The 20,975-nt window shown below is 59.0% G+C and carries 25 protein-coding genes; 11 read left to right on the forward strand and 14 right to left on the reverse strand.

Annotated features, from left to right (window positions below):
• Positions 1 to 702: 702 nt before the first annotated feature.
• Positions 703 to 2,211: a malate dehydrogenase (quinone) gene (mqo, locus tag JFT85_RS11325; RefSeq protein ID WP_069552870.1), complete on the forward strand. Its 1,509-nt coding sequence runs from the start codon at positions 703 to 705 to the stop codon at positions 2,209 to 2,211.
• 69 nt (positions 2,212 to 2,280) lie between these two features.
• Here the strand turns inward: mqo and JFT85_RS11330 are convergent, their stop codons facing one another.
• From JFT85_RS11330 to JFT85_RS11345, 4 genes are all read right to left on the reverse strand, one after another.
• Positions 2,281 to 2,568 (reverse strand): PA4642 family protein, encoded by a 288-nt coding sequence (locus JFT85_RS11330; protein ID WP_053254437.1) that lies wholly within the window; start codon positions 2,566 to 2,568, stop codon positions 2,281 to 2,283.
• Positions 2,569 to 2,776: 208 nt separating this feature from the next.
• Positions 2,777 to 3,262 (reverse strand): hypothetical protein, encoded by a 486-nt coding sequence (locus JFT85_RS11335; RefSeq protein WP_053254436.1) that lies wholly within the window; start codon positions 3,260 to 3,262, stop codon positions 2,777 to 2,779.
• Between the two features lie 35 nt (positions 3,263 to 3,297).
• Positions 3,298 to 3,765, reverse strand: a complete 468-nt coding sequence (locus tag JFT85_RS11340; RefSeq protein ID WP_073637291.1) for a WbuC family cupin fold metalloprotein — start codon at positions 3,763 to 3,765, stop codon at positions 3,298 to 3,300.
• 3 nt (positions 3,766 to 3,768) lie between these two features.
• A complete protein-coding gene (locus tag JFT85_RS11345; RefSeq protein WP_053254434.1) occupies positions 3,769 to 4,326 on the reverse strand; it encodes a hypoxanthine-guanine phosphoribosyltransferase in 558 nt (185 codons plus the stop codon).
• A gap of 164 nt (positions 4,327 to 4,490) precedes the next feature.
• On the opposite strand from JFT85_RS11345, the gene upp reads away from it, so the two are divergent.
• The gene (gene upp / locus JFT85_RS11350; protein ID WP_017138223.1) at positions 4,491 to 5,129 is read left to right on the forward strand and encodes a uracil phosphoribosyltransferase; all 639 of its coding nucleotides are present in this window, start codon (positions 4,491 to 4,493) and stop codon (positions 5,127 to 5,129) included.
• A 2-nt stretch (positions 5,130 to 5,131) separates the two neighbouring features.
• Positions 5,132 to 6,406, forward strand: a complete 1,275-nt coding sequence (locus JFT85_RS11355) for a uracil-xanthine permease family protein (RefSeq protein WP_053254433.1) — start codon at positions 5,132 to 5,134, stop codon at positions 6,404 to 6,406.
• 125 nt (positions 6,407 to 6,531) lie between these two features.
• On the opposite strand, the gene hisC is transcribed toward JFT85_RS11355, so the two are convergent.
• From hisC to JFT85_RS11405, 10 genes are all read right to left on the reverse strand, one after another.
• Positions 6,532 to 7,584: a histidinol-phosphate transaminase gene (hisC, locus tag JFT85_RS11360; protein WP_053254432.1), complete on the reverse strand. Its 1,053-nt coding sequence runs from the start codon at positions 7,582 to 7,584 to the stop codon at positions 6,532 to 6,534.
• Between the two features lie 3 nt (positions 7,585 to 7,587).
• Positions 7,588 to 8,907: a histidinol dehydrogenase gene (gene hisD / locus JFT85_RS11365; RefSeq protein ID WP_069552868.1), complete on the reverse strand. Its 1,320-nt coding sequence runs from the start codon at positions 8,905 to 8,907 to the stop codon at positions 7,588 to 7,590.
• 378 nt (positions 8,908 to 9,285) lie between these two features.
• Positions 9,286 to 9,921: an ATP phosphoribosyltransferase gene (gene hisG, locus JFT85_RS11370; RefSeq protein WP_003188599.1), complete on the reverse strand. Its 636-nt coding sequence runs from the start codon at positions 9,919 to 9,921 to the stop codon at positions 9,286 to 9,288.
• A gap of 168 nt (positions 9,922 to 10,089) precedes the next feature.
• A complete protein-coding gene (gene murA, locus JFT85_RS11375) occupies positions 10,090 to 11,355 on the reverse strand; it encodes a UDP-N-acetylglucosamine 1-carboxyvinyltransferase (RefSeq protein WP_069552867.1) in 1,266 nt (421 codons plus the stop codon).
• Positions 11,356 to 11,378: 23 nt separating this feature from the next.
• Positions 11,379 to 11,618 carry a BolA family protein gene (locus tag JFT85_RS11380; RefSeq protein WP_008434291.1) on the reverse strand — a complete coding sequence of 80 codons (240 nt, stop codon included), beginning with the start codon at positions 11,616 to 11,618 and terminating at the stop codon, positions 11,379 to 11,381.
• 114 nt (positions 11,619 to 11,732) lie between these two features.
• Positions 11,733 to 12,038 (reverse strand): STAS domain-containing protein, encoded by a 306-nt coding sequence (locus JFT85_RS11385; RefSeq protein WP_053254429.1) that lies wholly within the window; start codon positions 12,036 to 12,038, stop codon positions 11,733 to 11,735.
• A complete protein-coding gene (locus JFT85_RS11390) occupies positions 12,035 to 12,685 on the reverse strand; it encodes an MlaC/ttg2D family ABC transporter substrate-binding protein (protein ID WP_053254428.1) in 651 nt (216 codons plus the stop codon). Before JFT85_RS11390 ends, JFT85_RS11385 begins: the two co-directional genes overlap by 4 nt.
• Before the next feature lie 11 nt (positions 12,686 to 12,696).
• Complete coding sequence (gene mlaD / locus JFT85_RS11395) at positions 12,697 to 13,164, reverse strand: outer membrane lipid asymmetry maintenance protein MlaD (RefSeq protein WP_005784855.1); 468 nt, start codon at positions 13,162 to 13,164, stop codon at positions 12,697 to 12,699.
• On the reverse strand, positions 13,164 to 13,961 hold the full coding sequence (gene mlaE / locus JFT85_RS11400) for a lipid asymmetry maintenance ABC transporter permease subunit MlaE (RefSeq protein WP_053254427.1): 798 nt from the start codon (positions 13,959 to 13,961) through the stop codon (positions 13,164 to 13,166). Before mlaE ends, mlaD begins: the two co-directional genes overlap by 1 nt.
• On the reverse strand, positions 13,961 to 14,770 hold the full coding sequence (locus JFT85_RS11405; protein WP_053254426.1) for an ATP-binding cassette domain-containing protein: 810 nt from the start codon (positions 14,768 to 14,770) through the stop codon (positions 13,961 to 13,963). The genes mlaE and JFT85_RS11405 overlap by 1 nt, the downstream gene beginning before the upstream one ends.
• A 299-nt stretch (positions 14,771 to 15,069) precedes the next feature.
• Here JFT85_RS11405 and JFT85_RS11410 point away from each other — a divergent pair, with 299 nt between their 5' ends.
• From JFT85_RS11410 to ptsN, 8 genes are all read left to right on the forward strand, one after another.
• A complete protein-coding gene (locus tag JFT85_RS11410) occupies positions 15,070 to 16,044 on the forward strand; it encodes a KpsF/GutQ family sugar-phosphate isomerase (RefSeq protein ID WP_053254425.1) in 975 nt (324 codons plus the stop codon).
• Positions 16,045 to 16,569, forward strand: coding sequence for a KdsC family phosphatase (locus JFT85_RS11415; protein ID WP_069552865.1), 525 nt, complete (start codon positions 16,045 to 16,047; stop codon positions 16,567 to 16,569).
• Positions 16,570 to 16,577: 8 nt separating this feature from the next.
• A complete protein-coding gene (lptC, locus tag JFT85_RS11420) occupies positions 16,578 to 17,150 on the forward strand; it encodes an LPS export ABC transporter periplasmic protein LptC (RefSeq protein WP_069552864.1) in 573 nt (190 codons plus the stop codon).
• Complete coding sequence (gene lptA / locus JFT85_RS11425) at positions 17,137 to 17,712, forward strand: lipopolysaccharide transport periplasmic protein LptA (protein WP_053254422.1); 576 nt, start codon at positions 17,137 to 17,139, stop codon at positions 17,710 to 17,712. Before lptC ends, lptA begins: the two co-directional genes overlap by 14 nt.
• Positions 17,712 to 18,437: an LPS export ABC transporter ATP-binding protein gene (gene lptB, locus JFT85_RS11430; RefSeq protein ID WP_053254421.1), complete on the forward strand. Its 726-nt coding sequence runs from the start codon at positions 17,712 to 17,714 to the stop codon at positions 18,435 to 18,437. The genes lptA and lptB overlap by 1 nt, the downstream gene beginning before the upstream one ends.
• A gap of 184 nt (positions 18,438 to 18,621) precedes the next feature.
• Complete coding sequence (locus JFT85_RS11435) at positions 18,622 to 20,115, forward strand: RNA polymerase factor sigma-54 (protein WP_053254420.1); 1,494 nt, start codon at positions 18,622 to 18,624, stop codon at positions 20,113 to 20,115.
• A 75-nt stretch (positions 20,116 to 20,190) separates the two neighbouring features.
• Positions 20,191 to 20,496, forward strand: coding sequence for a ribosome hibernation-promoting factor, HPF/YfiA family (hpf, locus tag JFT85_RS11440; RefSeq protein WP_017138237.1), 306 nt, complete (start codon positions 20,191 to 20,193; stop codon positions 20,494 to 20,496).
• A 12-nt stretch (positions 20,497 to 20,508) separates the two neighbouring features.
• Positions 20,509 to 20,973: a PTS IIA-like nitrogen regulatory protein PtsN gene (gene ptsN, locus JFT85_RS11445; protein ID WP_201229864.1), complete on the forward strand. Its 465-nt coding sequence runs from the start codon at positions 20,509 to 20,511 to the stop codon at positions 20,971 to 20,973.
• Positions 20,974 to 20,975: the final 2 nt, after the last annotated feature.

Below are 20,975 nucleotides of genomic sequence, written 5' to 3' on the forward strand. Positions count from 1 at the left end.
AACACGCCCATTTCCTTGGCGTTCTTCGCTACAATCTCCCCCCGATTATAAGGACGTCTCCTGATCGGGCCTCGCAGCATCGTTAATGCCTCGGTATTAACCCCCAAATTGCCCACAGAGAGCCGCCCACACAGATCGAGTGAAGCTGGCGCGCTTGCTGTTTTCTTTGCAAACCACCCCTCTTTGCCGAATCTGCCAGAGCTGCCATTGCGCTCGGCCACTTGAGTTGTTTGCCCGTTTTGCCGCGTATCGGCAGAGGTTTGCGGGCCAGGTGCCAGGCTGGGGCAGCCCTTTTTTGAGGTTCACGTCTTCAAAAGAGCGTGAAAAAAACGGGTTTTCACAACTTCACAAGAGTGTGGCGAGCAAATGAATAGTTTGGCGTTTGTACAAGCACCATCAGCGTCTGGAACAGCCCAACCACACAGGACCGAGTACTCCTCAAACACCGGAGCTTGAGCCTGTCCGCTACGGATTGGTTGCACAAATCGCACGCTTTGACCATAAGTCGAATTGCCACAGGCGCCCATGAATGCGTTCATAGGCAGATTAGCCCGGCAGGAAGCGTGCGCTGAAGATGCAAAGAATTGCGAATCGGACATGGCGATCCTGGCCATGGGTAACCTGGGGCAACACGTGAACCGCCCCGTCACTCCTGGCAGCCATGCCGTCAATTTGGTGCTGCAGATTTTGGAGACGCGTTAAATGGCGCATAACGAAGCAGTCGACGTAGTACTGGTAGGGGCCGGCATCATGAGTGCCACCCTGGCCGTATTGCTCAAAGAGCTCGACCCCGGCCTCAAGCTGGAAGTCGTTGAGCTGATGGATTCGGGTGCCGCGGAGAGTTCCAACCCGTGGAACAACGCCGGTACCGGCCACGCCGGGCTGTGTGAGCTGAACTACACGCCGCAGGCAACCGACGGCTCTATCGATATCAAGAAAGCCGTGCACATCAACACCCAGTTCGAGGTGTCGAAGCAGTTCTGGGCGTACCTGACCAAAAAGGGCACCTTTGGCTCGTCCAAATCCTTTATCAGCCCAGTGCCGCACCTGAGCTTCGTGCAGGGTGAAAAAGGCGTGTCCTTCCTCAAGAAGCGCTTTGAAACCCTCAGCCAGCACCATGCGTTCTCGGACATGCACTACACCGAAGACCGCAATGAGATGGCCGAGTGGATGCCTTTGATGATGCCGGGCCGCCCGCTCGACGAAAAAATCGCTGCCACCCGCGTCATGAATGGCACCGACGTCAACTTCGGCGCCCTGACCAACCAGTTGCTCAGCCACCTGACCAGCTCGGCCGACGCCCAGGTCAAGTACTGCAAGCGCGTTACCGGCCTCAAGCGCAATGGCGCGGGCTGGACCGTCAGCATCAAGGACGTCAACAGCGGCAACAGCCGTGAAGTGGACGCCAAGTTTGTCTTCCTCGGCGCCGGCGGCGCAGCCCTGCCGCTGCTGCAAGCCTCGGGCATCGAAGAAAGCAAAGGCTTCGGGGGTTTCCCGGTCAGCGGTCAGTGGCTGCGTTGCGACAACCCGGACGTGGTCAAGCACCACCAGGCCAAGGTCTACAGCCAGGCCGCCGTGGGTTCGCCACCGATGTCCGTGCCGCACCTGGACACCCGCGTGGTCGATGGCAAGAAATCCCTGCTGTTCGGACCCTACGCCGGTTTCACCACCAAGTTCCTCAAGCACGGCTCGTTCCTTGACCTGCCAATGTCGGTTCGCGCCGGCAACATCGGCCCAATGCTGGCCGTGGCCCGGGATAACATGGACCTGACCAAGTACCTGGTCAGCGAAGTCATGCAGTCCATGGAGCAACGCCTGGAGTCCTTGCGCCGTTTCTACCCTGAGGCGAAAGCCGAAGACTGGCGCCTGGAAGTGGCCGGCCAACGGGTGCAGATCATCAAGAAAGACCCGAAAAAAGGCGGCGTGCTGCAATTCGGCACCGAGCTGGTCGCCGCGAAAGACGGTTCGCTGGCAGCCCTGCTGGGCGCGTCCCCAGGTGCTTCGGTGACGGTCTCGATCATGCTCGACCTGATCGAGCGCTGCTTCCCGACCAAGGCTGCCGGTGAGTGGGCGGCCAAGCTGCACGAGATTTTCCCGGCGCGGGAAAAAGTGCTGGAGACGGACGCCGAGCTGTATCGCAAGATCAACACGCAGAACAACATCAGCCTGGAACTGGTTGAGCAAAGCAATGAGGCTGAAAGCTACGCTTGAGGCTTTAACGCCATAAAAAACGCCCCGCTCTCTGCATGAGAACGGGGCGTTTTTTTATGTCTCGGATAATCAGCCGCGAGCGTTGTCAATCAGCTCGATGTACTCGGCGCCGTGACGCTGATCCTTGATCAGGTCAACGAAGGTCTGGCCGTGTTCATCCTTGCCGTCGAGGTCCAGGCCTGCTTCCTTGAAAAAGCCCAGGAACCGCTCGAAGTCGTCGATACGCAGGCCACGGTAGGCCTTGATCAGTTTATGCAGGGACGGTGAAGTCGCATCGACCGGCTCGAAGTCCAGGAACAACTTGATCTGATCGTCGCCGATCTCGTCACCAATCACCTGTTTTTTATCTTTACGCATTACCGACTCCAGCCTGCAGACATTACACGGGAGAGGAAGTCTACCTTCCAGACACCCCCTTCGAAAACAACCAAGCACACCTGTGGGAGCTGGCTTGCCTGCGATAGTGTTGCATCAGTGACAGTTGGGCCAACTGGCTCACCGCTATCGCAGGCAAGCCAGCTCCCACATTGATTGCATTCACATGACTGAACGCGTGTCGGCTGAATCATTTAGCGCGAACAGCGCCGGTGTGCAGGTCCGCCCAGATATGCCCGTTGGCATAACTGAGGAACTGCACGTACACCGTGTCATTGCGCAGCAAGTCGACAATCACCCGGTACTGCGCCATCGGGTATGACAACGTCAGGGTTTTGCTGGTGTTATCGAACACTGGCTTTTTCAGGCTTTTGCTTTCGGCGTCAAAATTGAGCACCACCTGGCTGATGGTCGCGCCTTTGTTCAAGGACTTACCCTTGAGGCGGATCATCAACGGCGAGGTCACCGGGATGGGTTGCTGGGTGGATTGCCGCTGGTTACCCACCACCACTGCGTACTCGGTGACTTGCAGCAGTTGCTGCTGGTCGGGGGTGTCGGCGCGCAGGGTGAGGTCATCCGGCGGCAGGAACTGGCTGTGCAGCGGCGCGGGCGCCGCCGCCAGTGGCAGGCTGAGGGTCAACGCCAGGGCGGCGCAGGTGCGTATCAACAGGCTCATGGGCCGCTCCGTGGGAGATGGCCGAGCACTGTAGCTCAATCGAACTGGGCAAGCATCCAGCGTTGATACGCGGCGACACCGGCATCGCCTTCGCGGGGCGCCCAGTCAGCCGCCTCGCCCTCACCCAGCGCTCGATACGGCCCAGCCTTGCATTCGAACATCACCGTATCGGGCGCCAGCACCACCAAGCCATGGAAGACGCCCGGTGGCAGGTCAACACCCGCACATTCGCCGCCCGCCTGTAGCAAGCGCTTGGCGATCACCTCGCCGGTATCACTGAACACCAACAGGCCCAGGCTGCCCTTGAGCACCAGCAGGGTTTCCGCCTTGTCTGCGCTCAGGTGCCGATGAGGCGGCACATAAGTGTCAGGTTGCAAGCCGACGGCCAGGCGATGGCACGGCTCTTCCATCTGATGGAAGTTGTGGTGGTGCCGAGCACGGGGGCTGGCGGCCGCTTTCTCGGCCAATTCGGTGAATAGCGTTTGATCAAGAAAGCGGACCACGGATTACATCCCTTTAACGGCGAAGATCCCATTGGCGTTACGCCAGTAGCCTTTGTAGTCCATGCCGTAACCGAAAATGTAGCGGTCAATGCACGGCAGGCCGACGTAATCGGCTTTCAGGTCCGGGCGGGCCTTACGGTCGTGGTCTTTGTCGATCAGCACGGCCGTGTGCACTTTGCGTGCGCCGGCGTGTTTGCAGAAGTCGATGATTGCACCCAGGGTATGACCTTCATCGAGGATGTCGTCGATGATCAGCACGTCGCGATCAATGAACGAGACTTCCGGCTTGGCTTTCCAGAACAGGTCGCCGCCGGTGGTTTCGTTGCGATAACGGGTAGCGTGCAGGTAGGAAGCTTCCAGCGGGAATTGCAGGTGGGTGAGCAATTTACCGGCGAAGATCAGGCCGCCGTTCATCACACAGAACACCACCGGGTTGGTCTCGGCCATTTCGCGGGTGATGTGTGCGCCAACCTTGGCGATCGCTTCTTCGACTTGCGCTTCGGTGTACAGGCAGTCAGCCTCGCGCATGATTTGACGGATATGCTCGAGATCAGCGGACATGGCGCTCTCCAAGGGGGTGCTGTGGCAAGAAAAGCGGGCAAAGGTACGCATGTGAGGCGCAACGTTCAAGCCTTAATGGACTAACGTACTAGATGTCTATAGGACAACACCCTCGGATAGATTAATCTAGGCCGGTTTTTTTGCCCGCCGCCGGAGCCTTTCCCATGCCCACTCGCGAGATCCGCCACCCGCTGATCCGACACAAACTCGGCCTTATGCGCCGCGCCGACATTAGCACGAAGAACTTCCGTGAGCTTGCTCAGGAAGTCGGAGCGCTGCTCACTTACGAAGCAACCAAAGATTTGCCTCTAGAAACCTACGAGATCCCCGGTTGGGCCGGTCCCGTCCAGGTCGAGAAAATCGCCGGTAAGAAAATCACCGTAGTGCCGATCCTGCGCGCCGGTATCGGCATGCTCGAAGGCGTACTCAGCCTGATCCCGGGCGCCAAAGTCAGCGCCGTTGGCGTGGCTCGCAACGAAGAAACGTTGCAGGCCCACACCTACCTGGAAAAACTCGTTCCGGAAATCAACGAGCGCCTGGCGATGATCATCGACCCGATGCTCGCCACCGGCAGCTCCATGGTTGCCACCATCGACTTGCTGAAAAAAGCCGGTTGCAAGGACATCCGCGCCATGGTGCTGGTCGCCGCTCCCGAAGGCATTGCCGCTGTCGAGAAGGCCCACCCGGACGTGCAGATTTATACCGCGTCCATTGACGAGCGTCTGAACGAACACGGCTACATCATCCCAGGCCTGGGCGATGCCGGTGACAAGATCTTCGGCACCAAGCAGAAGGACGCTTGAGCATGCAGGATGAATTCAACGACCCGCTTTGGCGCCAGATCCTGTCTGGCGCACAAATGCTCTTCGTAGCATTTGGCGCGCTGGTGTTGATGCCGCTGATCACAGGTCTTGATCCAAACGTCGCACTGTTTACCGCCGGCCTTGGCACCTTGCTGTTTCAGGTAGTCACAGGGCGGCAGGTGCCCGTCTTCCTGGCGTCGAGCTTTGCGTTCATCACCCCGATCATTCTCGCCAAAGGCCAGTTCGGCCTCGCGGCGACCATGGGCGGCGTGATGGCGGCCGGTTTCGTCTATACGTTCCTGGGGCTGGCCGTGAAGGTCAAAGGCACCGGTTTTATCGACCGCCTGCTACCGCCCGTGGTGATCGGCCCGGTGATTATTTCCATCGGCCTGGCCATGGCGCCGATTGCCGCCAACATGGCGATGGGTAAAGCCGGTGACGGCAGTGAGCTGATTCACTACCAGACGGCGATGCTGATTTCGATGCCGGCGCTGCTCACCACCCTGATCGTGGCGGTATTCGGCAAAGGCATTTTCCGCCTGGTGCCGATTATTTCCGGCGTGCTGGTCGGCTTTGCCATGTCGTTCTACTTTGGCGTGGTCGACACGGCGAAAATCGCTGCAGCGCCGTGGTTTGCCCTGCCCCACTTCACCGCGCCGGAGTTCAACTGGCAGGCGATCCTGTTTATCGTCCCGGTGGCCCTGGCCCCGGCGATCGAACATATCGGTGGTGTGATTGCCGTGGGCAGCGTGACCGGTCGCGACTACCTGAAGAAGCCTGGCCTGCATCGCACCCTGCTCGGTGATGGCATTGCCACCACGGCTGCCGGGCTGTTTGGCGGCCCGCCGAACACCACGTACGCCGAAGTGACCGGCGCAGTGATGCTGACCAAGAACTACAACCCGAAGATCATGACCTGGGCAGCGGTGTTTGCCATCAGCCTGGCCTTTATCGGCAAGTTCGGCGCATTGCTGCAGAGCATCCCCGTGCCAGTGATGGGCGGCATTTTGTGCCTGCTGTTCGGCTCGATTGCCGCGGTAGGCATGAACACGCTGATCCGCCACAAGATCGACCTTGGGGAAGCGCGCAATCTGGTGATTGTGTCGGTGACCCTGGTGTTCGGGATTGGCGGTGTGCTGGTCGGCACCGGCACCGGCCCGGATGACTTCGGCCTCAAGGGCATTGCCCTGTGTGCGGTGGTGGCCATTGCACTCAACCTGCTGCTGCCAGGCAATGATGGCTGGAAGAACAAGAAGCCGGATGAGCCGTTGCTGTAACTAATACTGCAAAAACAATGTGGGAGGGGGCTTGCTCCCGATGACGGTAAATCAGTCAATTAGCTGTCGACTGACACTCCGCCATCGGGAACAAGCCCCCTCCCACATTTGCTTTTCAGCGGACGTTAAAGCTCGCCAAGCCCATCAATCAGCGCCTGGTTCTGCTCTGGCGTACCAATACTGATCCGCAGGAACTGGGCAATCCGCTCCTGCTTGAAGTGCCGCACAATCACCCCTTGCTCACGCAACTTGGCTGCCAGGCCGGCGGCGTCGTGCCGTGGGTGACGGGCAAAGATGAAATTGGCCGCCGACGGCAATACTTCAAAGCCTTTCGCTTCCAGTTGCGCGACCAACTGGTGGCGGCTGTCGATCACCTGCCGACAGGTCTTCTCGAAGTAATCACGGTCCTCGAATGCCGCCGCCGCCCCGACAATCGCCAGCCGATCCAACGGGTAGGAGTTGAAGCTGTTCTTGACCCGCTCCAGCGCCTCGATCAGGTCCGGATGGCCCACCGCCAGGCCCACGCGCAAACCGGCCAGTGAGCGCGATTTGGACAGGGTCTGGGTCACGAGCAGGTTCGGATAGCGATCCACCAGGCTGATGGCCGTCTCGCCGCCGAAGTCGATATAGGCTTCATCGACCACCACCACCGAATCCGGGCTGGCCTTGAGGATCTGCTCCACCGCGTCGAGTGCCAGCACGCAGCCCGTCGGCGCATTCGGGTTGGGGAAGATGATCCCGCCATTGGGTTTGGCGTAGTCGGTCACGCGAATCTGGAACTGCTCATCCAACGCGACCGGGTCAGACTGGATGCCGTAGAGGCCGCAGTAAACCGGATAAAAGCTGTAGCTGATATCCGGAAACAGCAGCGGCAAGTCGTGCTGGAACAAACCGTGAAAAATGTGCGCCAGGACTTCGTCGGAACCGTTACCGAGGAACACCTTGCCGGCGTCGATCCCGTAATACTTGGCCACTGCCTGCTTGAGCAGGTCGCTGTTGGGGTCCGGGTACAGGCGCAAGTTGTCGTTCAACTCCGCCTGCATGGCCGCCAACGCCTTGGGGGACGGGCCGTACGGGTTTTCATTGGTATTGAGCTTGACCAGCTTGGTCAGCTTCGGTTGCTCACCAGGAACGTAAGGCACGAGGTCCTTGACGAAAGGGCTCCAGAATTTGCTCATGTCTTAGTTCCCTTCTTCAAGGATGCGGTATTCGGCGCTGCGGGCGTGAGCGCTGAGGGATTCACCACGGGCCAGCACTGAGGCGGTCTTGCCCAGCTCGGATGCGCCGTGTGGCGAGCAGAAGATGATCGACGAACGCTTCTGGAAGTCATACACCCCCAGCGGCGACGAGAAGCGCGCAGTGCCGGAAGTCGGCAACACGTGGTTCGGGCCTGCACAGTAGTCGCCCAGGGCTTCGCTGGTGTGACGCCCCATGAAGATCGCACCGGCGTGGCGAATCGACGGCAGCCAGGCCTGTGGGTCGGCCACCGACAACTCCAGGTGCTCCGGCGCAATGCGGTTGGCCACTTCGATGGCCTGCTCCATGTCACGCACCAGGATCAGCGCGCCACGCCCATTGATCGACTTCTCGATGATCTCGGCGCGTTCCATGGTCGGCAGCAGCTTGTTAATGCTGGCGGCGACCTTGTCGAGGAACTCGGCGTCGGGGCTGACCAGGATCGCCTGCGCATCTTCATCGTGCTCGGCCTGGGAGAACAGGTCCATGGCGATCCAGTCCGGGTCGGTCTGGCCGTCACACACCACCAGGATTTCCGAAGGGCCTGCGATCATGTCGATACCGACCTGGCCAAATACGTGGCGCTTGGCGGTGGCCACATAGATGTTGCCGGGACCGACCACTTTGTCGACCTTCGGCACGCTTTCGGTGCCGTAGGCCAGCGCCGCAACGGCTTGAGCACCACCGATGGTGAACACGCGGTCAACCCCGGCGATGCAGGCTGCTGCCAGTACCAGCTCGTTGATCTCACCGCGCGGGGTCGGCACGACCATGACCACTTCGGTCACGCCCGCCACTTTGGCCGGGATTGCATTCATCAGTACCGACGACGGGTACGAGGCTTTACCGCCCGGTACGTACAGGCCGGCGCGATCCAGAGGCGTGACCTTTTGGCCCAGCACGGTGCCATCGGCCTCGGTGTAGCTCCAGGAATCCTGCTTCTGTTTTTCGTGGTAGCTGCGCACCCGCGCCGCCGCGACTTCCAATGCTTCGCGCTGGGGCAGCGTGATACGCGTCAGGGCCAGTTCAAGCCGCTCGCGGGGCAGGATCAGGTCCGACATCGACGCGACGTCGAGGCCGTCGAACTGGCGAGTGAAATCCACCAGCGCCGCATCACCGCGCTCGCGCACGGCCTTGATGATGTCGAGCACCCGCTGGTTGACCGAGTCGTCGGACACGCTTTCCCAGCTCAGCAGATGATCCAGATGATGGGCGAAATCCGGGTCGGCAGCGTTGAGTCGGGCAATTGCAGTGGACGTGGTCATAGCGAGGGCCTCAATAGAATTGGCAAAAACTCAGGCGCCCGAAGGTGCGCTGACGTTCAATAACGAAGCGCGTTGATACTGTGGTTAAGCCAGGCAAGGCGCGGGACGCTGGGAAGAGTTATTTCCTTACCAAGTCTCGCAACGCAGCATGGCGCAACCACAGTGCCAACTCGCAGGGCCTTACCTCAAACGGCAGACTGCTGCGCGTCGCTAATTATTGAAAAAGAATCTTCTACTAACATAAGTTGCCTTTTGGGGTAAGGCGCGATTCGTTATTGAACGTCAGCGCACCTTCCCAGCAGTCGTTTCCGCTTGGGCACCTGAGAACTCTGGCTATGAGGCGGATAGACGGGCGCGACCTGAGGCCGCGCAGGCGGGTCAACCGCGGTGTCGAGACTCCACTGCCTTGCGCAGGGTGTCGATCAACGCCTGGATACGGGCGTGTTGCATTTTCATTGAAGCTTTGTTGACGATCAGGCGAGAGCTGATGTCGGCAATGAAATCCTGAGGCTCTAGACCGTTGGCACGCAGCGTGTTGCCAGTGTCGACCACGTCGATAATCTTGTCGGCCAGGCCGATCAGCGGCGCCAGCTCCATCGAGCCGTAAAGCTTGATGATGTCGACCTGACGGCCTTGTTCCGCGTAGTAGCGCTTGGCGACGTTGACGAACTTGGTCGCCACGCGCAGGCGGCCTTTGGGCTCGACGTCACCGACACGGCCGGCGGTCATCAGCTTGCACAGGGCAATACGCAGGTCCAGCGGCTCGTAAAGGCCCTGGCCACCGTACTCCATCAGCACGTCTTTGCCGGCGACACCGAGGTCGGCTGCGCCATGTTCAACGTAGGTCGGCACGTCGGTAGCCCGCACGATCAGCAGGCGAACGTCGTCCTGGGTCGTGGGGATGATCAGCTTGCGGCTCTTGTCCGGATTCTCGGTCGGCACGATGCCCGCTTCAGCCAGAAGCGGCAAAGTGTCGTCAAGGATGCGGCCCTTGGACAATGCGATGGTCAACATGGGAAACGTCAGTCCTTCATCAGGCTATTGCTGTCCGGTCGCAAACGGCGCCAGACACAGATCGAGGCCATTACAGCCTCGATTTGAAACAAATTCGGCCGGGGTGCGCAAGCGTTAATACGCGTGCACACCCCGTGCGGGCGCATCCCTGCGCCCGTGCAGCGGGAACTAGCCCGGTACGCGGCGGATCTTGGCGCCGAGCATCTGCAGTTTTTCTTCGATGCACTCGTAACCACGGTCTATGTGGTAGATGCGGTCGATGAGGGTGTCGCCGTCAGCGCACAACGCCGAGATCACCAGGCTGGCGGAAGCACGCAGGTCGGTTGCCATGACTGGCGCGCCCTTGAGCTTCTCGATGCCCGTGACGATGGCGGTGTTGCCTTCGACCTGGATCTTGGCGCCCATGCGATGCAGTTCATACACGTGCATGAAGCGGTTTTCGAAGATGGTCTCGATCACAGCACCGGTGCCTTCGGCAATTGCGTTCAAGGAAATGAACTGCGCCTGCATGTCGGTCGGGAACGCCGGGTACGGAGCGGTACGCACGTTGACCGCTTTGGGCCGCTTGCCGTGCATGTTCAGCTCGATCCAGTCTTCGCCGGTGGTGATTTCTGCACCGGCCTCACGCAGCTTTTCCAGGACCGCTTCAAGGATGGTCGGATCAGTGTCCTTGACCTTGACGCGACCACCGGTAACGGCAGCGGCCACCAGGTAAGTGCCGGTCTCGATGCGATCAGGCATCACTTTGTAGGTGGCCGGATGCAGGCGTTTAACACCGTCGATGGTGATGGTGTCGGTGCCGGCGCCAGAGATGTTGGCACCCATGGCGATCAGGAAGTTGGCCAGGTCGACCACTTCCGGCTCGCGCGCGGCGTTTTGCAGCACGCTGCGGCCGTTCGCCAGGGCGGCAGCCATCATAATGTTCTCGGTACCGGTCACGCTGACGGTATCAAAGAAGAAGTTGGCACCACGCAGGCCGCCTTCCGGCGCCTTGGCCTTGATGTAGCCGCCCTCAACGTCGATGGTTGCACCCATGGCTTCAAGGCCACGAATGTGCAGGTCGACCGGACGCGAGCCGATGGCGCAACCGCCAGGCAGTGCCACTTCAGCTTCACCGAAACGGGCAACCATCGGGCCCAGTACCAGGATCGACGCACGCATGGTTTTCACCAACTCGTACGGAGCGATCAGGGTCTTGATGGTGCGCGGGTCGATTTCGACGCTGAGTTTCTCGTCAATCACCGGCTCGATGCCCATGCGACCGAACAGCTCGATCATGGTGGTGATGTCGTGCAGGTGCGGCAGGTTGGCCACAGTCACCGGGCCGTCGCACAGCAGGGTCGCTGCCAAAATCGGCAAGGCGGAGTTTTTCGCACCGGAAATGCGGATCTCGCCATCAAGGCGGGCACCGCCGGTAATAATCAATTTATCCATAAGAATCTCGACGCCTTGGGGGCTCAGGTGCGCTCGGCCCAGGCCGCGCGGCTGAAAAATTTCATAGTGACCGCGTGGATGCTGCCATCGGTGATCCACGGGTTTAAATGGGCATAGATCTGCTGTTGACGCTTGACCGGGCTCAATGCCGCCAGTTCATCGCTAATCACGTTCAGCTGGAAATTGCAGCCTTCGCCTTCAACTTCTACGTTCGTTTCCGGCAGCTTTCCTTCAAGGAAGCTTTTAACTTCTAGGGCCTGCATGCTCAACCTCTATCGGCGCCCAGTGCGCACGGGTCGCACATCATACAAAAAAGCCCCGCGCCTGCGAACCCCGCATAGCAGGACTCTGACGGGGGGCTTCTTTGATAATGTGTATTAAGGATGCGCCAACAGCTCGGTCAGACCGGAAACCTGCGCAATTTCACGCATGTCGTCGGGCAAGGCACGGATACTGACCGGCTTACTGGCCGCTTCGGCATCACGAATGAAGCACAGCAGCAACGACAGGCCGACGCTGCTGGACTTGGTCACCGCCGAGCAATCAAGCACCAGCGCAGGTGCCGCGCTGGACTTGATCAGCGCCTGACCCTGCTTGCGCAGGTCAGGCCCGGAGCGGTAATCCAGCACGCCACTGAGGAACAACTCGCCGGCGTCGCCAAGACGAACAGCCGACTCGGTCATTGCGCAGGCTTCCCGGCAGCTTGTTTGTCGGTTTCTTCTTTGGCTTTGGCGACTTCACCGGCCCAACCATTAATGGTCTTGTCCAGGTTGTTGCCATTGCGCTGCATGGCGTCGGCGAACTGATCGCGGAACAGCTTGCCGATGTTGATACCGTTGATGATCACGTTACGCAGCTTCCACTCGCCGTTGACCTTCTCCAGCGTGTACTGCACAGGGTAGATGGCGCCGTTGTTGCCTTTGACGCTCATGTTAACGCTGGTGCGATCACCCGACTCATCCCCGGCTGGGGCGACGGTAATGCCTTGATTGTTGTACTCCAGCAGGGCGTTGCCGTAGAACTGGAACAGGCCCTTCTTGAAGTTTTCCTGGAATGTCTGCATTTGCGCAGGGGTAGCCTTGCGCGAATACTTGACCGTCATGATGCTGCGGGAAATGCCTTCGGCATCGACCACCGGGCCCACAATGGTATTCAGTGCTTCGTAAAACCTGGTCGGGTCTTGTTTGTACTGCTCTTTGTTGGCAGTCAGGTCAGCCAACATCTTGTTGGTCGTGTCCTGCACCAGATCGTGCGCAGAACCCGCCGCGTTGGCCATCAGCGGCAGCGCTGCAAGCAGCACCAGCAGGCCACGTCGCAAGGTAGAGATCATGAACAGGTTCCTCATTTGGCGTCTTTATTGACCGTATTGAGCAGGAATTTACCGATCAGGTCTTCAAGCACCAACGACGACTGTGTGTCGTGGATTGTCGAACCATCCTTGAGCAGGGCTGTTTCCCCGCCCACGCTGACACCGATGTACTTCTCGCCCAGCAGACCCGCAGTGAGAATAGATGCAGTCGAGTCAGTCGGCAGATTATCTACCTTCTTGTCGACTTGCATGGTCACTCGGCCGGTGAAGCTGTCGCGATCCAGATCGATTGCCGTGACCTTGCCGATGGTTACACCGGCCATGGTCACTTTAGCTCTGACAGTCAAACCGGCAATATTATCGAAGTACGCGTAAAGTTTATAAGTGTCGGCGGTGGGGCTGGCCGAAAGGCCGCTGACTCGCAGGGCCAGTAACAGTAAAGCCAGGATGCCAGCCAGCAAGAAAAGGCCGACACCGATTTCCACAGTGCGGTTTTGCATCAGAAATCTCCAAACATCAAGGCGGTCAAAATGAAGTCAAGGCCCAGTACTGCCAGCGAGGCGTACACAACGGTCTTGGTGGTGGCGCGACTGATCCCTTCTGAAGTGGGCTCACAGTCATAGCCTTGGAATACGGCGATCCAGGTCACTACAAAGGCGAAGACGATGCTCTTTATGATGCCGTTGAGCACGTCGCCACTGAAGGTCACGCTGTTTTGCATGTTGCCCCAGTAAGAGCCGTCATAGACGCCCAACCAGTCAACCGCCACCCACGAACCGCCCCAGATGCCCACCACGCTGAAAATCATCGCCAGCAGTGGCAGGGAAATGAAGCCGGCCCACAGGCGCGGCGCAACAATATACTTGAGCGGGTCCACGCCGATCATTTCCAGGCTGGACAACTGCTCGGTGGACTTCATGTTGCCGATTTCGGCAGTCAATGCGGAACCCGCGCGCCCGGCAAACAGCAAGGCGGTGACCACCGGGCCGAGTTCGCGCAACAGCGTCAGGGCGACCATCTGCCCCACAGCCTGCTCCGAACCGTAGCTGGAGAGGATGTTGAACCCCTGCAAAGCCAGCACCATGCCGATGAAAATCCCGGAAACCACGATGATGACCAGGGACATCACGCCCACCGAGTGCAGCTGCTTGAGCAGCAGGCCGAAGCCACCGCCAATCCCGCCGCGACCAAGCAATGCATGAAACAGGAAAATCGTCGAACGCCCCAGCACTTCGACCAAGTCGATACCGGAGCGACCGAAAAGGCGAACCTTCTCGATTAAAGATGTCTTGCGCATCAGCGCTTCCCCAGAAGATCTGAGCGGTAGTCCGCTGCCGGAAAATGAAAAGGCACCGGGCCATCGGGATCGCCGGTCATGAATTGGCGAATGCGCGGGTTGTCAGCGTTCATCAGCTCTTCAGGCGTGCCCTGCCCCAGCACCTGACCATCGCCGACTACATAAAGGTAGTCGGCAATGCTCGCGGTTTCGGCCAGGTCGTGCGACACCACGATACTGGTGATCCCCAACGCATCGTTGAGCAGGCGAATCAGGCGCACCAGCACGCCCATGGCGATCGGGTCCTGGCCCACGAACGGCTCGTCATACATGAGGATCTGCGGATCGAGGGCGATGGCTCGCGCCAGGGCGACACGACGCTTCATGCCGCCCGACAACTCGTCAGGCATCAGGTCGACGGCACCACGAAGGCCCACGGCCTGCAGTTTCAACAAGACAATGTCACGAATCATTTCATCTGACAGCTGGGTGTGCACCCGCAGCGGAAACGCCACGTTTTCGAACACGTCGAGGTCGGTGAACAGTGCGCCACTCTGGAACAGCACTCCCATGTGCTTGCGCGCATCGAACAGATCGCTGCGCGACAATGTCGGCAGGTTCTGACCGTTGACCCACACTTCGCCGGCGCTGGGACGCAATTGCATGCCCATCAGACGCAACAGTGTGGTCTTGCCGCAACCGGAAGGCCCCATGATGCCCGTGACCTTGCCGCGGGGAATGCGAATATCGACGTTATTGAAGATGCTGCGCGTCCCGCGCTTGAAGGTAAGGCCCTTCAGCTCGACCGCGTAGGCGTTATCGGCACTCATCTAATCTCCTTGGGATGCAGCCTTTCACTCAGACACCATGTATGCGACTTTCGTTTGCAACGTATGTGCAATAGTTAGCGCCATGGGTTGGGCGGACCGAACTGGCGGCGAACTATATCACTGCTGGTGCAGAGCCCCCAAGGCCGGAACAGCCCTCGTTCAGATTCGGGACAGGGAAAAAAACGCTGCCGAGCATGAAACTCAGGCACCTGCCGAATAAAGCCTGACGAACTAGCGTGAGGGAATTGATCATTACCGCTATAATCGCCGCCTTTTCGTCAGGCTATACGATTTAAGACATGAGCCAATCCAGCGAGCTTATTCAATCCGCACAACGCACCATCCGCCTCGAGCTTGAAGCCGTAGAAGGTTTGCTGGCCCATATCGACGCAGATTTCGTACGTGCATGCGAGATGATTCTGGCCAGCAAGGGCCGCGTTGTCGTGGTCGGCATGGGCAAATCCGGCCACGTCGGCAACAAGATCGCCGCCACCCTGGCAAGTACCGGGACCACGGCTTTTTTCGTGCACCCGGCCGAAGCCAGCCACGGCGACATGGGCATGATCACCAAGGATGACATCATCCTGGCACTGTCTAACTCCGGCACCACCAACGAAATCGTGACCCTGCTGCCGCTGATCAAGCGTCTGGGCATTAAAATGATCAGCCTCACCGGCAATCCGGAGTCGACGCTGGCCAAGGCTGCCGAAGTGAACCTGAATGTTCACGTTGCCCACGAGGCCTGCCCGTTGAACCTGGCACCGACCTCCTCAACCACCGCCGCGCTGGTCATGGGCGATGCCCTGGCCGTGGCCCTGCTGGAAGCGCGCGGCTTTACCGCTGAGGACTTCGCGTTTTCGCACCCGGGCGGCGCCCTGGGTCGTCGACTGCTGCTCAAAGTGGAAAACGTCATGCATTCGGGCGACGAGCTGCCTCACGTGCAGCGCGGCACCTTGCTGAAGGACGCGCTGATGGAAATGACCCGCAAAGGCCTGGGCATGACCGTGATCCTGGAGGCTGATGGGCGTTTGGCCGGGGTGTTCACCGACGGCGACCTGCGCCGCACCCTGGACCGCACGATCGATATCCACACCGCCACTATTGATGCGGTCATGACGCCACACGGCAAGACTGCACGCCCAGAGATGCTTGCCGCCGAAGCGCTGAAGATCATGGAAGACCACAAGATTGGCGCGCTGGTGGTGGTCAATAGCGACGACCGCCCGATTGGCGCCCTGAACATGCACGACTTGCTGCGTGCGGGAGTGATGTAAATGACCAGCGACCTGTTGCAACGCGGTAAAAACATCAAATTGGCGATTTTCGACGTTGATGGCGTGCTGACCGATGGCCGCCTGTACTTTCTCGAAGATGGCAGCGAATTCAAGACCTTCAACACACTCGACGGCCAGGGCATCAAAATGTTGATGGCCGCCGGTGTGCAAACAGCCATTATCAGTGGTCGAAAGACACCGGTTGTGGAACGCCGCGCACAAAACTTGGGGATTCCTTACCTGTATCAGGGCCGCGAGGATAAACTGGTGGTTCTGGACGAGCTTCTTGGCCAACTCAACCTAAGCTATGAGCAGGTTGCCTATCTGGGTGACGATCTGCCTGACCTGCCGGTTATTCGCCGGGTGGGCCTGGGCATGGCCGTCGCCAATGCGGCGGCTTTTGTTCGCGAACACGCCCATGGCATCACGACCGCACGTGGCGGTGAGGGTGCCGCCCGCGAGTTCTGCGAATTGATCCTGCGTGCCCAGGGCAGTCTTGAAGCGGCCCACGCCGCCTACCTATAGAGCGTTTTATGCTGAGCAAAAAGATTCGCAACTTCCTGCTATTCGGGGTCATCGCCGCGCTGTTCCTGGCGGTGGGCTACTGGAATATCAGCCCGGAGCGCTTTCTCGACAAGCCTGTAGTGGCCGTCGACGACAGCGCTATCGCCTATTACGCTCTCAACGCCCATACCATACAGTTCCTGCCTGATGGCAAGGTTCAGTACGAAATGACCGCCGATAAAGTTGAGAACCTCAAGGCTACGGACGTCAGCCTGCTGACCAATCCCGATCTGAATCTCTACAAGGGCACCGACTACCCGTGGCACGTCACCAGCAAGCGTGGCGAAGTCAACTCGGACGGTACCCAGGTAGAACTGATCGACTCGGTACGTGTTGCACGTACTGACGAGAAGAAGCGCGACACCATTATTACCAGTAGTCGCATGACCGTTTTCCCACAACAGCAATATGCGCAGACCGAGCAAGACGTTAGAATCGACGGCGCTGGCGGTGTATCGACTGGCAAGGGAATGAAAGCGTATTTGAAAGAAAGCAGGATACACCTGCTATCGAACGTAAGAGGACAGTATGAGGCTCGTTAAAACCCTCCCTATTTTGCTCGGTCTGGGCGCAGCACTGGGAAGCGTGAGCGCCTGGGCTCTGCCGAACGATAGCCAGCAACCGATCCACATTCAGGCTGACGACGCTCAGCTGGATGACAAGCAAGGTGTTGCGACCTATACGGGCGCCGTGATCATCACCCAAGGCTCGATGAAAATCACCGGCAACACGGTGACGCTCACGCGTACGCCGGGTGGCGACATTGACGTGGTGACCTCGGTGGGCAACCTGGCTTACTTCGAACAGAAGCAGGCGGCTACGGACCCAGCCCCGATCAAGGGCTATGGCAGGACCATCCAGTACCACGCCCAGCAGAATCGCATCATCCTGATCGACCAGGCCAGGGTTGTCAGCAGCGATGGCAACACCACAGACGGTGAAAAAATCACCTATGACACGGTGAAGCAGATCGCCCAGGCCGGTCGTGCCACTGGCGCGAAGATCGGCACTCCGAAGCCGCGCATCGACATGGTTATCCAGCCGAAGCAGAAAGAAGGCGCCGCCCAGCCTGCGCCCAACCCCGCTGCGAAGAAGGCGAACTAATGGCAACCCTGAAAGCCCAGCATCTGGCCAAAGCTTATAAAAGCCGTCAGGTCGTACGCGACGTCAGTTTATCGATCGACAGCGGCCAGATCGTTGGCTTGCTTGGCCCCAACGGCGCCGGCAAGACCACGTGCTTCTATATGATTGTCGGCCTGGTCCAGGCGGATCAGGGCCGTGTCTTGATCGACGACCTGGACGTCAGCAACCAGCCGATGCACGGTCGTGCACGCGCAGGTATCGGCTATCTTCCCCAGGAAGCGTCGATCTTCCGCAAATTGTCGGTAGCAGACAACATCATGGCGATCCTCGAGACCCGCAAGGAACTCGACCGTGACGGCCGCCGCAAAGAGCTGGAAAGCCTGCTGCAGGAATTCCATATCAACCACATCCGCGACAACCTCGGCATGAGCTTGTCCGGTGGTGAACGTCGTCGTGTGGAAATCGCCCGCGCCCTGGCCACCGCGCCGAAATTCATCCTGCTGGATGAACCCTTCGCCGGTGTCGACCCGATCTCGGTCGGCGATATCAAGCAGATCATCCATCACCTCAAGGCCAAGGGTATCGGTGTATTGATCACCGACCACAACGTCCGTGAGACCCTGGATATCTGTGAAACGGCTTATATCGTCAACGATGGCCAGCTGATCGCCGAAGGCGACTCCGCCACCATCCTGGCCAACGAACTGGTCAAGGAAGTGTACCTGGGCCACGAGTTCCGCCTGTAAGCACTGTGGTGTCTGGCCGTTCGCCAAAGCGCGCGGGAGTCAATAAAAACCTCTGGTTTTTTATTGTTACCGCGCTCTAGGCAAAGCCCCCGACATCAGGCATATAATTTGCTTATGTTTGGCGCTCACGCGCCCTGTCGTGGATGGCGCATTGCGCCGGCGAATAAGGTGTTAAGCCCCTGCCATGAAACCATCGCTAGTCCTGAGAATGGGCCAGCAGCTGACGATGACACCGCAGCTGCAACAGGCCATCCGCCTGCTCCAATTGTCGACCCTGGACCTGCAACAGGAAATCCAGGAGGCCCTGGAGTCCAATCCGATGCTCGAACGCCAGGAAGAAGGCGACGACTTCGATAATGCAGACCCGCTGGCCGACAACATCGAGCAAAAACCCAACTCCGACGTGCAGGAACCTTCCTATCAGGAAACCGCCCCTACGGTGGACAACCTTGAGGAAGGCGAATGGAACGAACGCATTCCCAACGAGCTTCCGGTGGACACCGCCTGGGAAGACGTTTACCAGACCAGCGCCAGCAGCCTGCCCAGCAATGATGATGACGAGTGGGACTTCACCACCCGCACCTCCGTCGGCGAAAGCCTGCAGAGCCATTTGCTGTGGCAATTGAACCTGGCGCCGATGTCCGACACCGATCGCCTGATCGCCGTGACCCTGATCGACTGCATCAATAACCAGGGTTACCTCGACGAGACGCTCGAAGAGATCCTTGAGGCTTTCGATCCGGAACTGGACATCGAACTGGACGAAATCGAAGCCGTCCTGCACCGCATCCAGCAGTTCGAGCCCGCCGGCATCGGCGCCCGCACACTGAGCGAGTGCCTGTTGCTGCAACTGCGCCAACTGCCCGCCAAGACCCTGTGGCTCGCCGAAGCCCAGCGCCTGGTCACCGACTACATCGACCTGCTGGGCAGCCGCGATTACAGCCAGCTGATGCGCCGCATGAAGCTCAAGGAAGACGACCTGCGCCAGGTCATCGAGCTGGTACAGAGCCTTAACCCCCGCCCGGGCTCGCAGATCGAGTCCAGCGAAGCCGAATACGTCGTTCCCGATGTAATCGTGCGCAAAGACAACGAGCGTTGGCTGGTGGAACTGAACCAGGAGTCGGTGCCTCGCCTGCGCGTCAACCCGCAATACGCAGGTTTTGTGCGCCGTGCCGACACCAGTGCCGATAACACCTTCATGCGCAATCAGTTGCAGGAAGCGCGCTGGTTCATCAAGAGCCTGCAAAGCCGCAACGAAACCCTGATGAAAGTGGCCACTCAGATCGTCGAGCACCAGCGCGGCTTCCTCGAATATGGTGACGAGGCCATGAAACCCTTGGTCCTGCACGATATCGCTGAGGCGGTTGGCATGCATGAATCGACGATTTCCCGGGTAACCACGCAGAAATTCATGCATACCCCACGGGGTATTTATGAGCTGAAATACTTTTTCTCCAGCCACGTAAGTACCTCCGAAGGCGGCGAATGCTCGTCCACGGCGATCCGCGCGATCATTAAAAAACTGGTTGCCGCGGAAAATCAGAAAAAGCCGTTGAGTGACAGCAAGATCGCTGGTTTACTGGAGGCACAAGGCATTCAGGTCGCCCGTCGAACCGTCGCCAAGTACCGCGAGTCCCTCGGGATCGCGCCTTCCAGCGAGCGTAAGCGTTTGATGTGACGGGCGGGCCATAGCGTTCCAGTGGCAGGCGCTTTTGCCTGTCGCTTTATGCACTGGCAACGAAGGAGAAGCTGTATGCAAGTCAACATCAGTGGACACCATGTAGAAGTCACCCCTCCATTGCGCGAATATGTCGAGCAGAAGCTGAAACGACTCGAGGGTCATTTCGACAAGATCACCAATGTGCAGGTCATCATGAAGGTCGATAAGCTTCAGCAGAAAATTGAAGCGACCTTGCAGATACCCGGTGGCGAAGTGGTCGCCAATGCCGAGCATGAAGACATGTATGCATCGATCGATGCCTTGACTGACAAGCTTGACCGCCAACTTAAAAAGCATAAGGAAAAGCAGCAGAGCCTTCTTCAAGGCACTGGCCGCTAACACTCCCCACCCATGATTCGACTTGAAACCATCCTGACCCCCGGCCGTTCCCAGGTGAACGTGCCGGGCGGCAGCAAAAAGAAAACCCTCGAAAAAATTGCCAATCTGATCGGCCGTGAAGTGCCCGACCTGGATACGCAAGCTGTCTTTGAGGCTCTGATCGCCCGTGAAAAGCTTGGTTCTACTGGCTTTGGCAACGGCATCGCGATTCCTCACTGCCGCCTGCAAGGCTGTGAGTCTCCAATCAGCGCCCTGCTGCACCTAGACGCCCCCATCGATTTCGACGCCATCGACGGCGCCCCGGTTGACCTGCTCTTCGTCCTGCTGGTCCCGCAAGCCGCCACCGATGCGCACCTGGAACTGCTCCGGCAGATCGCCAGCATGCTCGACCGCAAGGAAGTACGCGACAAACTGCGCAGCGCCGACAGCAACGAGGCGCTCTATCAGGTTGTCCTGGATGAACAAAACGGGCAGTAATC

The organism is Pseudomonas sp. TH04 (assembly GCF_016651355.1).
GTDB classification, from domain to species: domain Bacteria; phylum Pseudomonadota; class Gammaproteobacteria; order Pseudomonadales; family Pseudomonadaceae; genus Aquipseudomonas; species Aquipseudomonas fluorescens.

Excerpts from the sequence above, each read along its gene's own strand:
- mqo (WP_069552870.1), top strand. The coding sequence starts at position 703 with ATGGCGCATAACGAAGCAGTCGACGTAGTACTGGTAGGGGCCGGCATC.
- murA (WP_069552867.1), bottom strand. The coding sequence starts at position 11,355 with ATGGATAAATTGATTATTACCGGCGGTGCCCGCCTTGATGGCGAGATC.
- upp (WP_017138223.1), top strand. The coding sequence starts at position 4,491 with ATGCCCACTCGCGAGATCCGCCACCCGCTGATCCGACACAAACTCGGC.
- JFT85_RS11410 (WP_053254425.1), top strand. The coding sequence starts at position 15,070 with ATGAGCCAATCCAGCGAGCTTATTCAATCCGCACAACGCACCATCCGC.
- ptsN (WP_201229864.1), top strand. The coding sequence starts at position 20,509 with ATGATTCGACTTGAAACCATCCTGACCCCCGGCCGTTCCCAGGTGAAC.
- lptA (WP_053254422.1), top strand. The coding sequence starts at position 17,137 with ATGAGGCTCGTTAAAACCCTCCCTATTTTGCTCGGTCTGGGCGCAGCA.
- JFT85_RS11385 (WP_053254429.1), bottom strand. The coding sequence starts at position 12,038 with ATGACCGAGTCGGCTGTTCGTCTTGGCGACGCCGGCGAGTTGTTCCTC.
- hisD (WP_069552868.1), bottom strand. The coding sequence starts at position 8,907 with ATGACCACGTCCACTGCAATTGCCCGACTCAACGCTGCCGACCCGGAT.
- JFT85_RS11345 (WP_053254434.1), bottom strand. The coding sequence starts at position 4,326 with ATGTCCGCTGATCTCGAGCATATCCGTCAAATCATGCGCGAGGCTGAC.
- mlaE (WP_053254427.1), bottom strand. The coding sequence starts at position 13,961 with ATGCGCAAGACATCTTTAATCGAGAAGGTTCGCCTTTTCGGTCGCTCC.
- JFT85_RS11380 (WP_008434291.1), bottom strand. The coding sequence starts at position 11,618 with ATGCAGGCCCTAGAAGTTAAAAGCTTCCTTGAAGGAAAGCTGCCGGAA.
- JFT85_RS11355 (WP_053254433.1), top strand. The coding sequence starts at position 5,132 with ATGCAGGATGAATTCAACGACCCGCTTTGGCGCCAGATCCTGTCTGGC.
- JFT85_RS11435 (WP_053254420.1), top strand. The coding sequence starts at position 18,622 with ATGAAACCATCGCTAGTCCTGAGAATGGGCCAGCAGCTGACGATGACA.
- hisC (WP_053254432.1), bottom strand. The coding sequence starts at position 7,584 with ATGAGCAAATTCTGGAGCCCTTTCGTCAAGGACCTCGTGCCTTACGTT.
- JFT85_RS11335 (WP_053254436.1), bottom strand. The coding sequence starts at position 3,262 with ATGAGCCTGTTGATACGCACCTGCGCCGCCCTGGCGTTGACCCTCAGC.
- JFT85_RS11405 (WP_053254426.1), bottom strand. The coding sequence starts at position 14,770 with ATGAGTGCCGATAACGCCTACGCGGTCGAGCTGAAGGGCCTTACCTTC.
- JFT85_RS11415 (WP_069552865.1), top strand. The coding sequence starts at position 16,045 with ATGACCAGCGACCTGTTGCAACGCGGTAAAAACATCAAATTGGCGATT.
- hisG (WP_003188599.1), bottom strand. The coding sequence starts at position 9,921 with ATGTTGACCATCGCATTGTCCAAGGGCCGCATCCTTGACGACACTTTG.
- JFT85_RS11390 (WP_053254428.1), bottom strand. The coding sequence starts at position 12,685 with ATGATCTCTACCTTGCGACGTGGCCTGCTGGTGCTGCTTGCAGCGCTG.
- lptB (WP_053254421.1), top strand. The coding sequence starts at position 17,712 with ATGGCAACCCTGAAAGCCCAGCATCTGGCCAAAGCTTATAAAAGCCGT.
- mlaD (WP_005784855.1), bottom strand. The coding sequence starts at position 13,164 with ATGCAAAACCGCACTGTGGAAATCGGTGTCGGCCTTTTCTTGCTGGCT.
- hpf (WP_017138237.1), top strand. The coding sequence starts at position 20,191 with ATGCAAGTCAACATCAGTGGACACCATGTAGAAGTCACCCCTCCATTG.
- lptC (WP_069552864.1), top strand. The coding sequence starts at position 16,578 with ATGCTGAGCAAAAAGATTCGCAACTTCCTGCTATTCGGGGTCATCGCC.
- JFT85_RS11330 (WP_053254437.1), bottom strand. The coding sequence starts at position 2,568 with ATGCGTAAAGATAAAAAACAGGTGATTGGTGACGAGATCGGCGACGAT.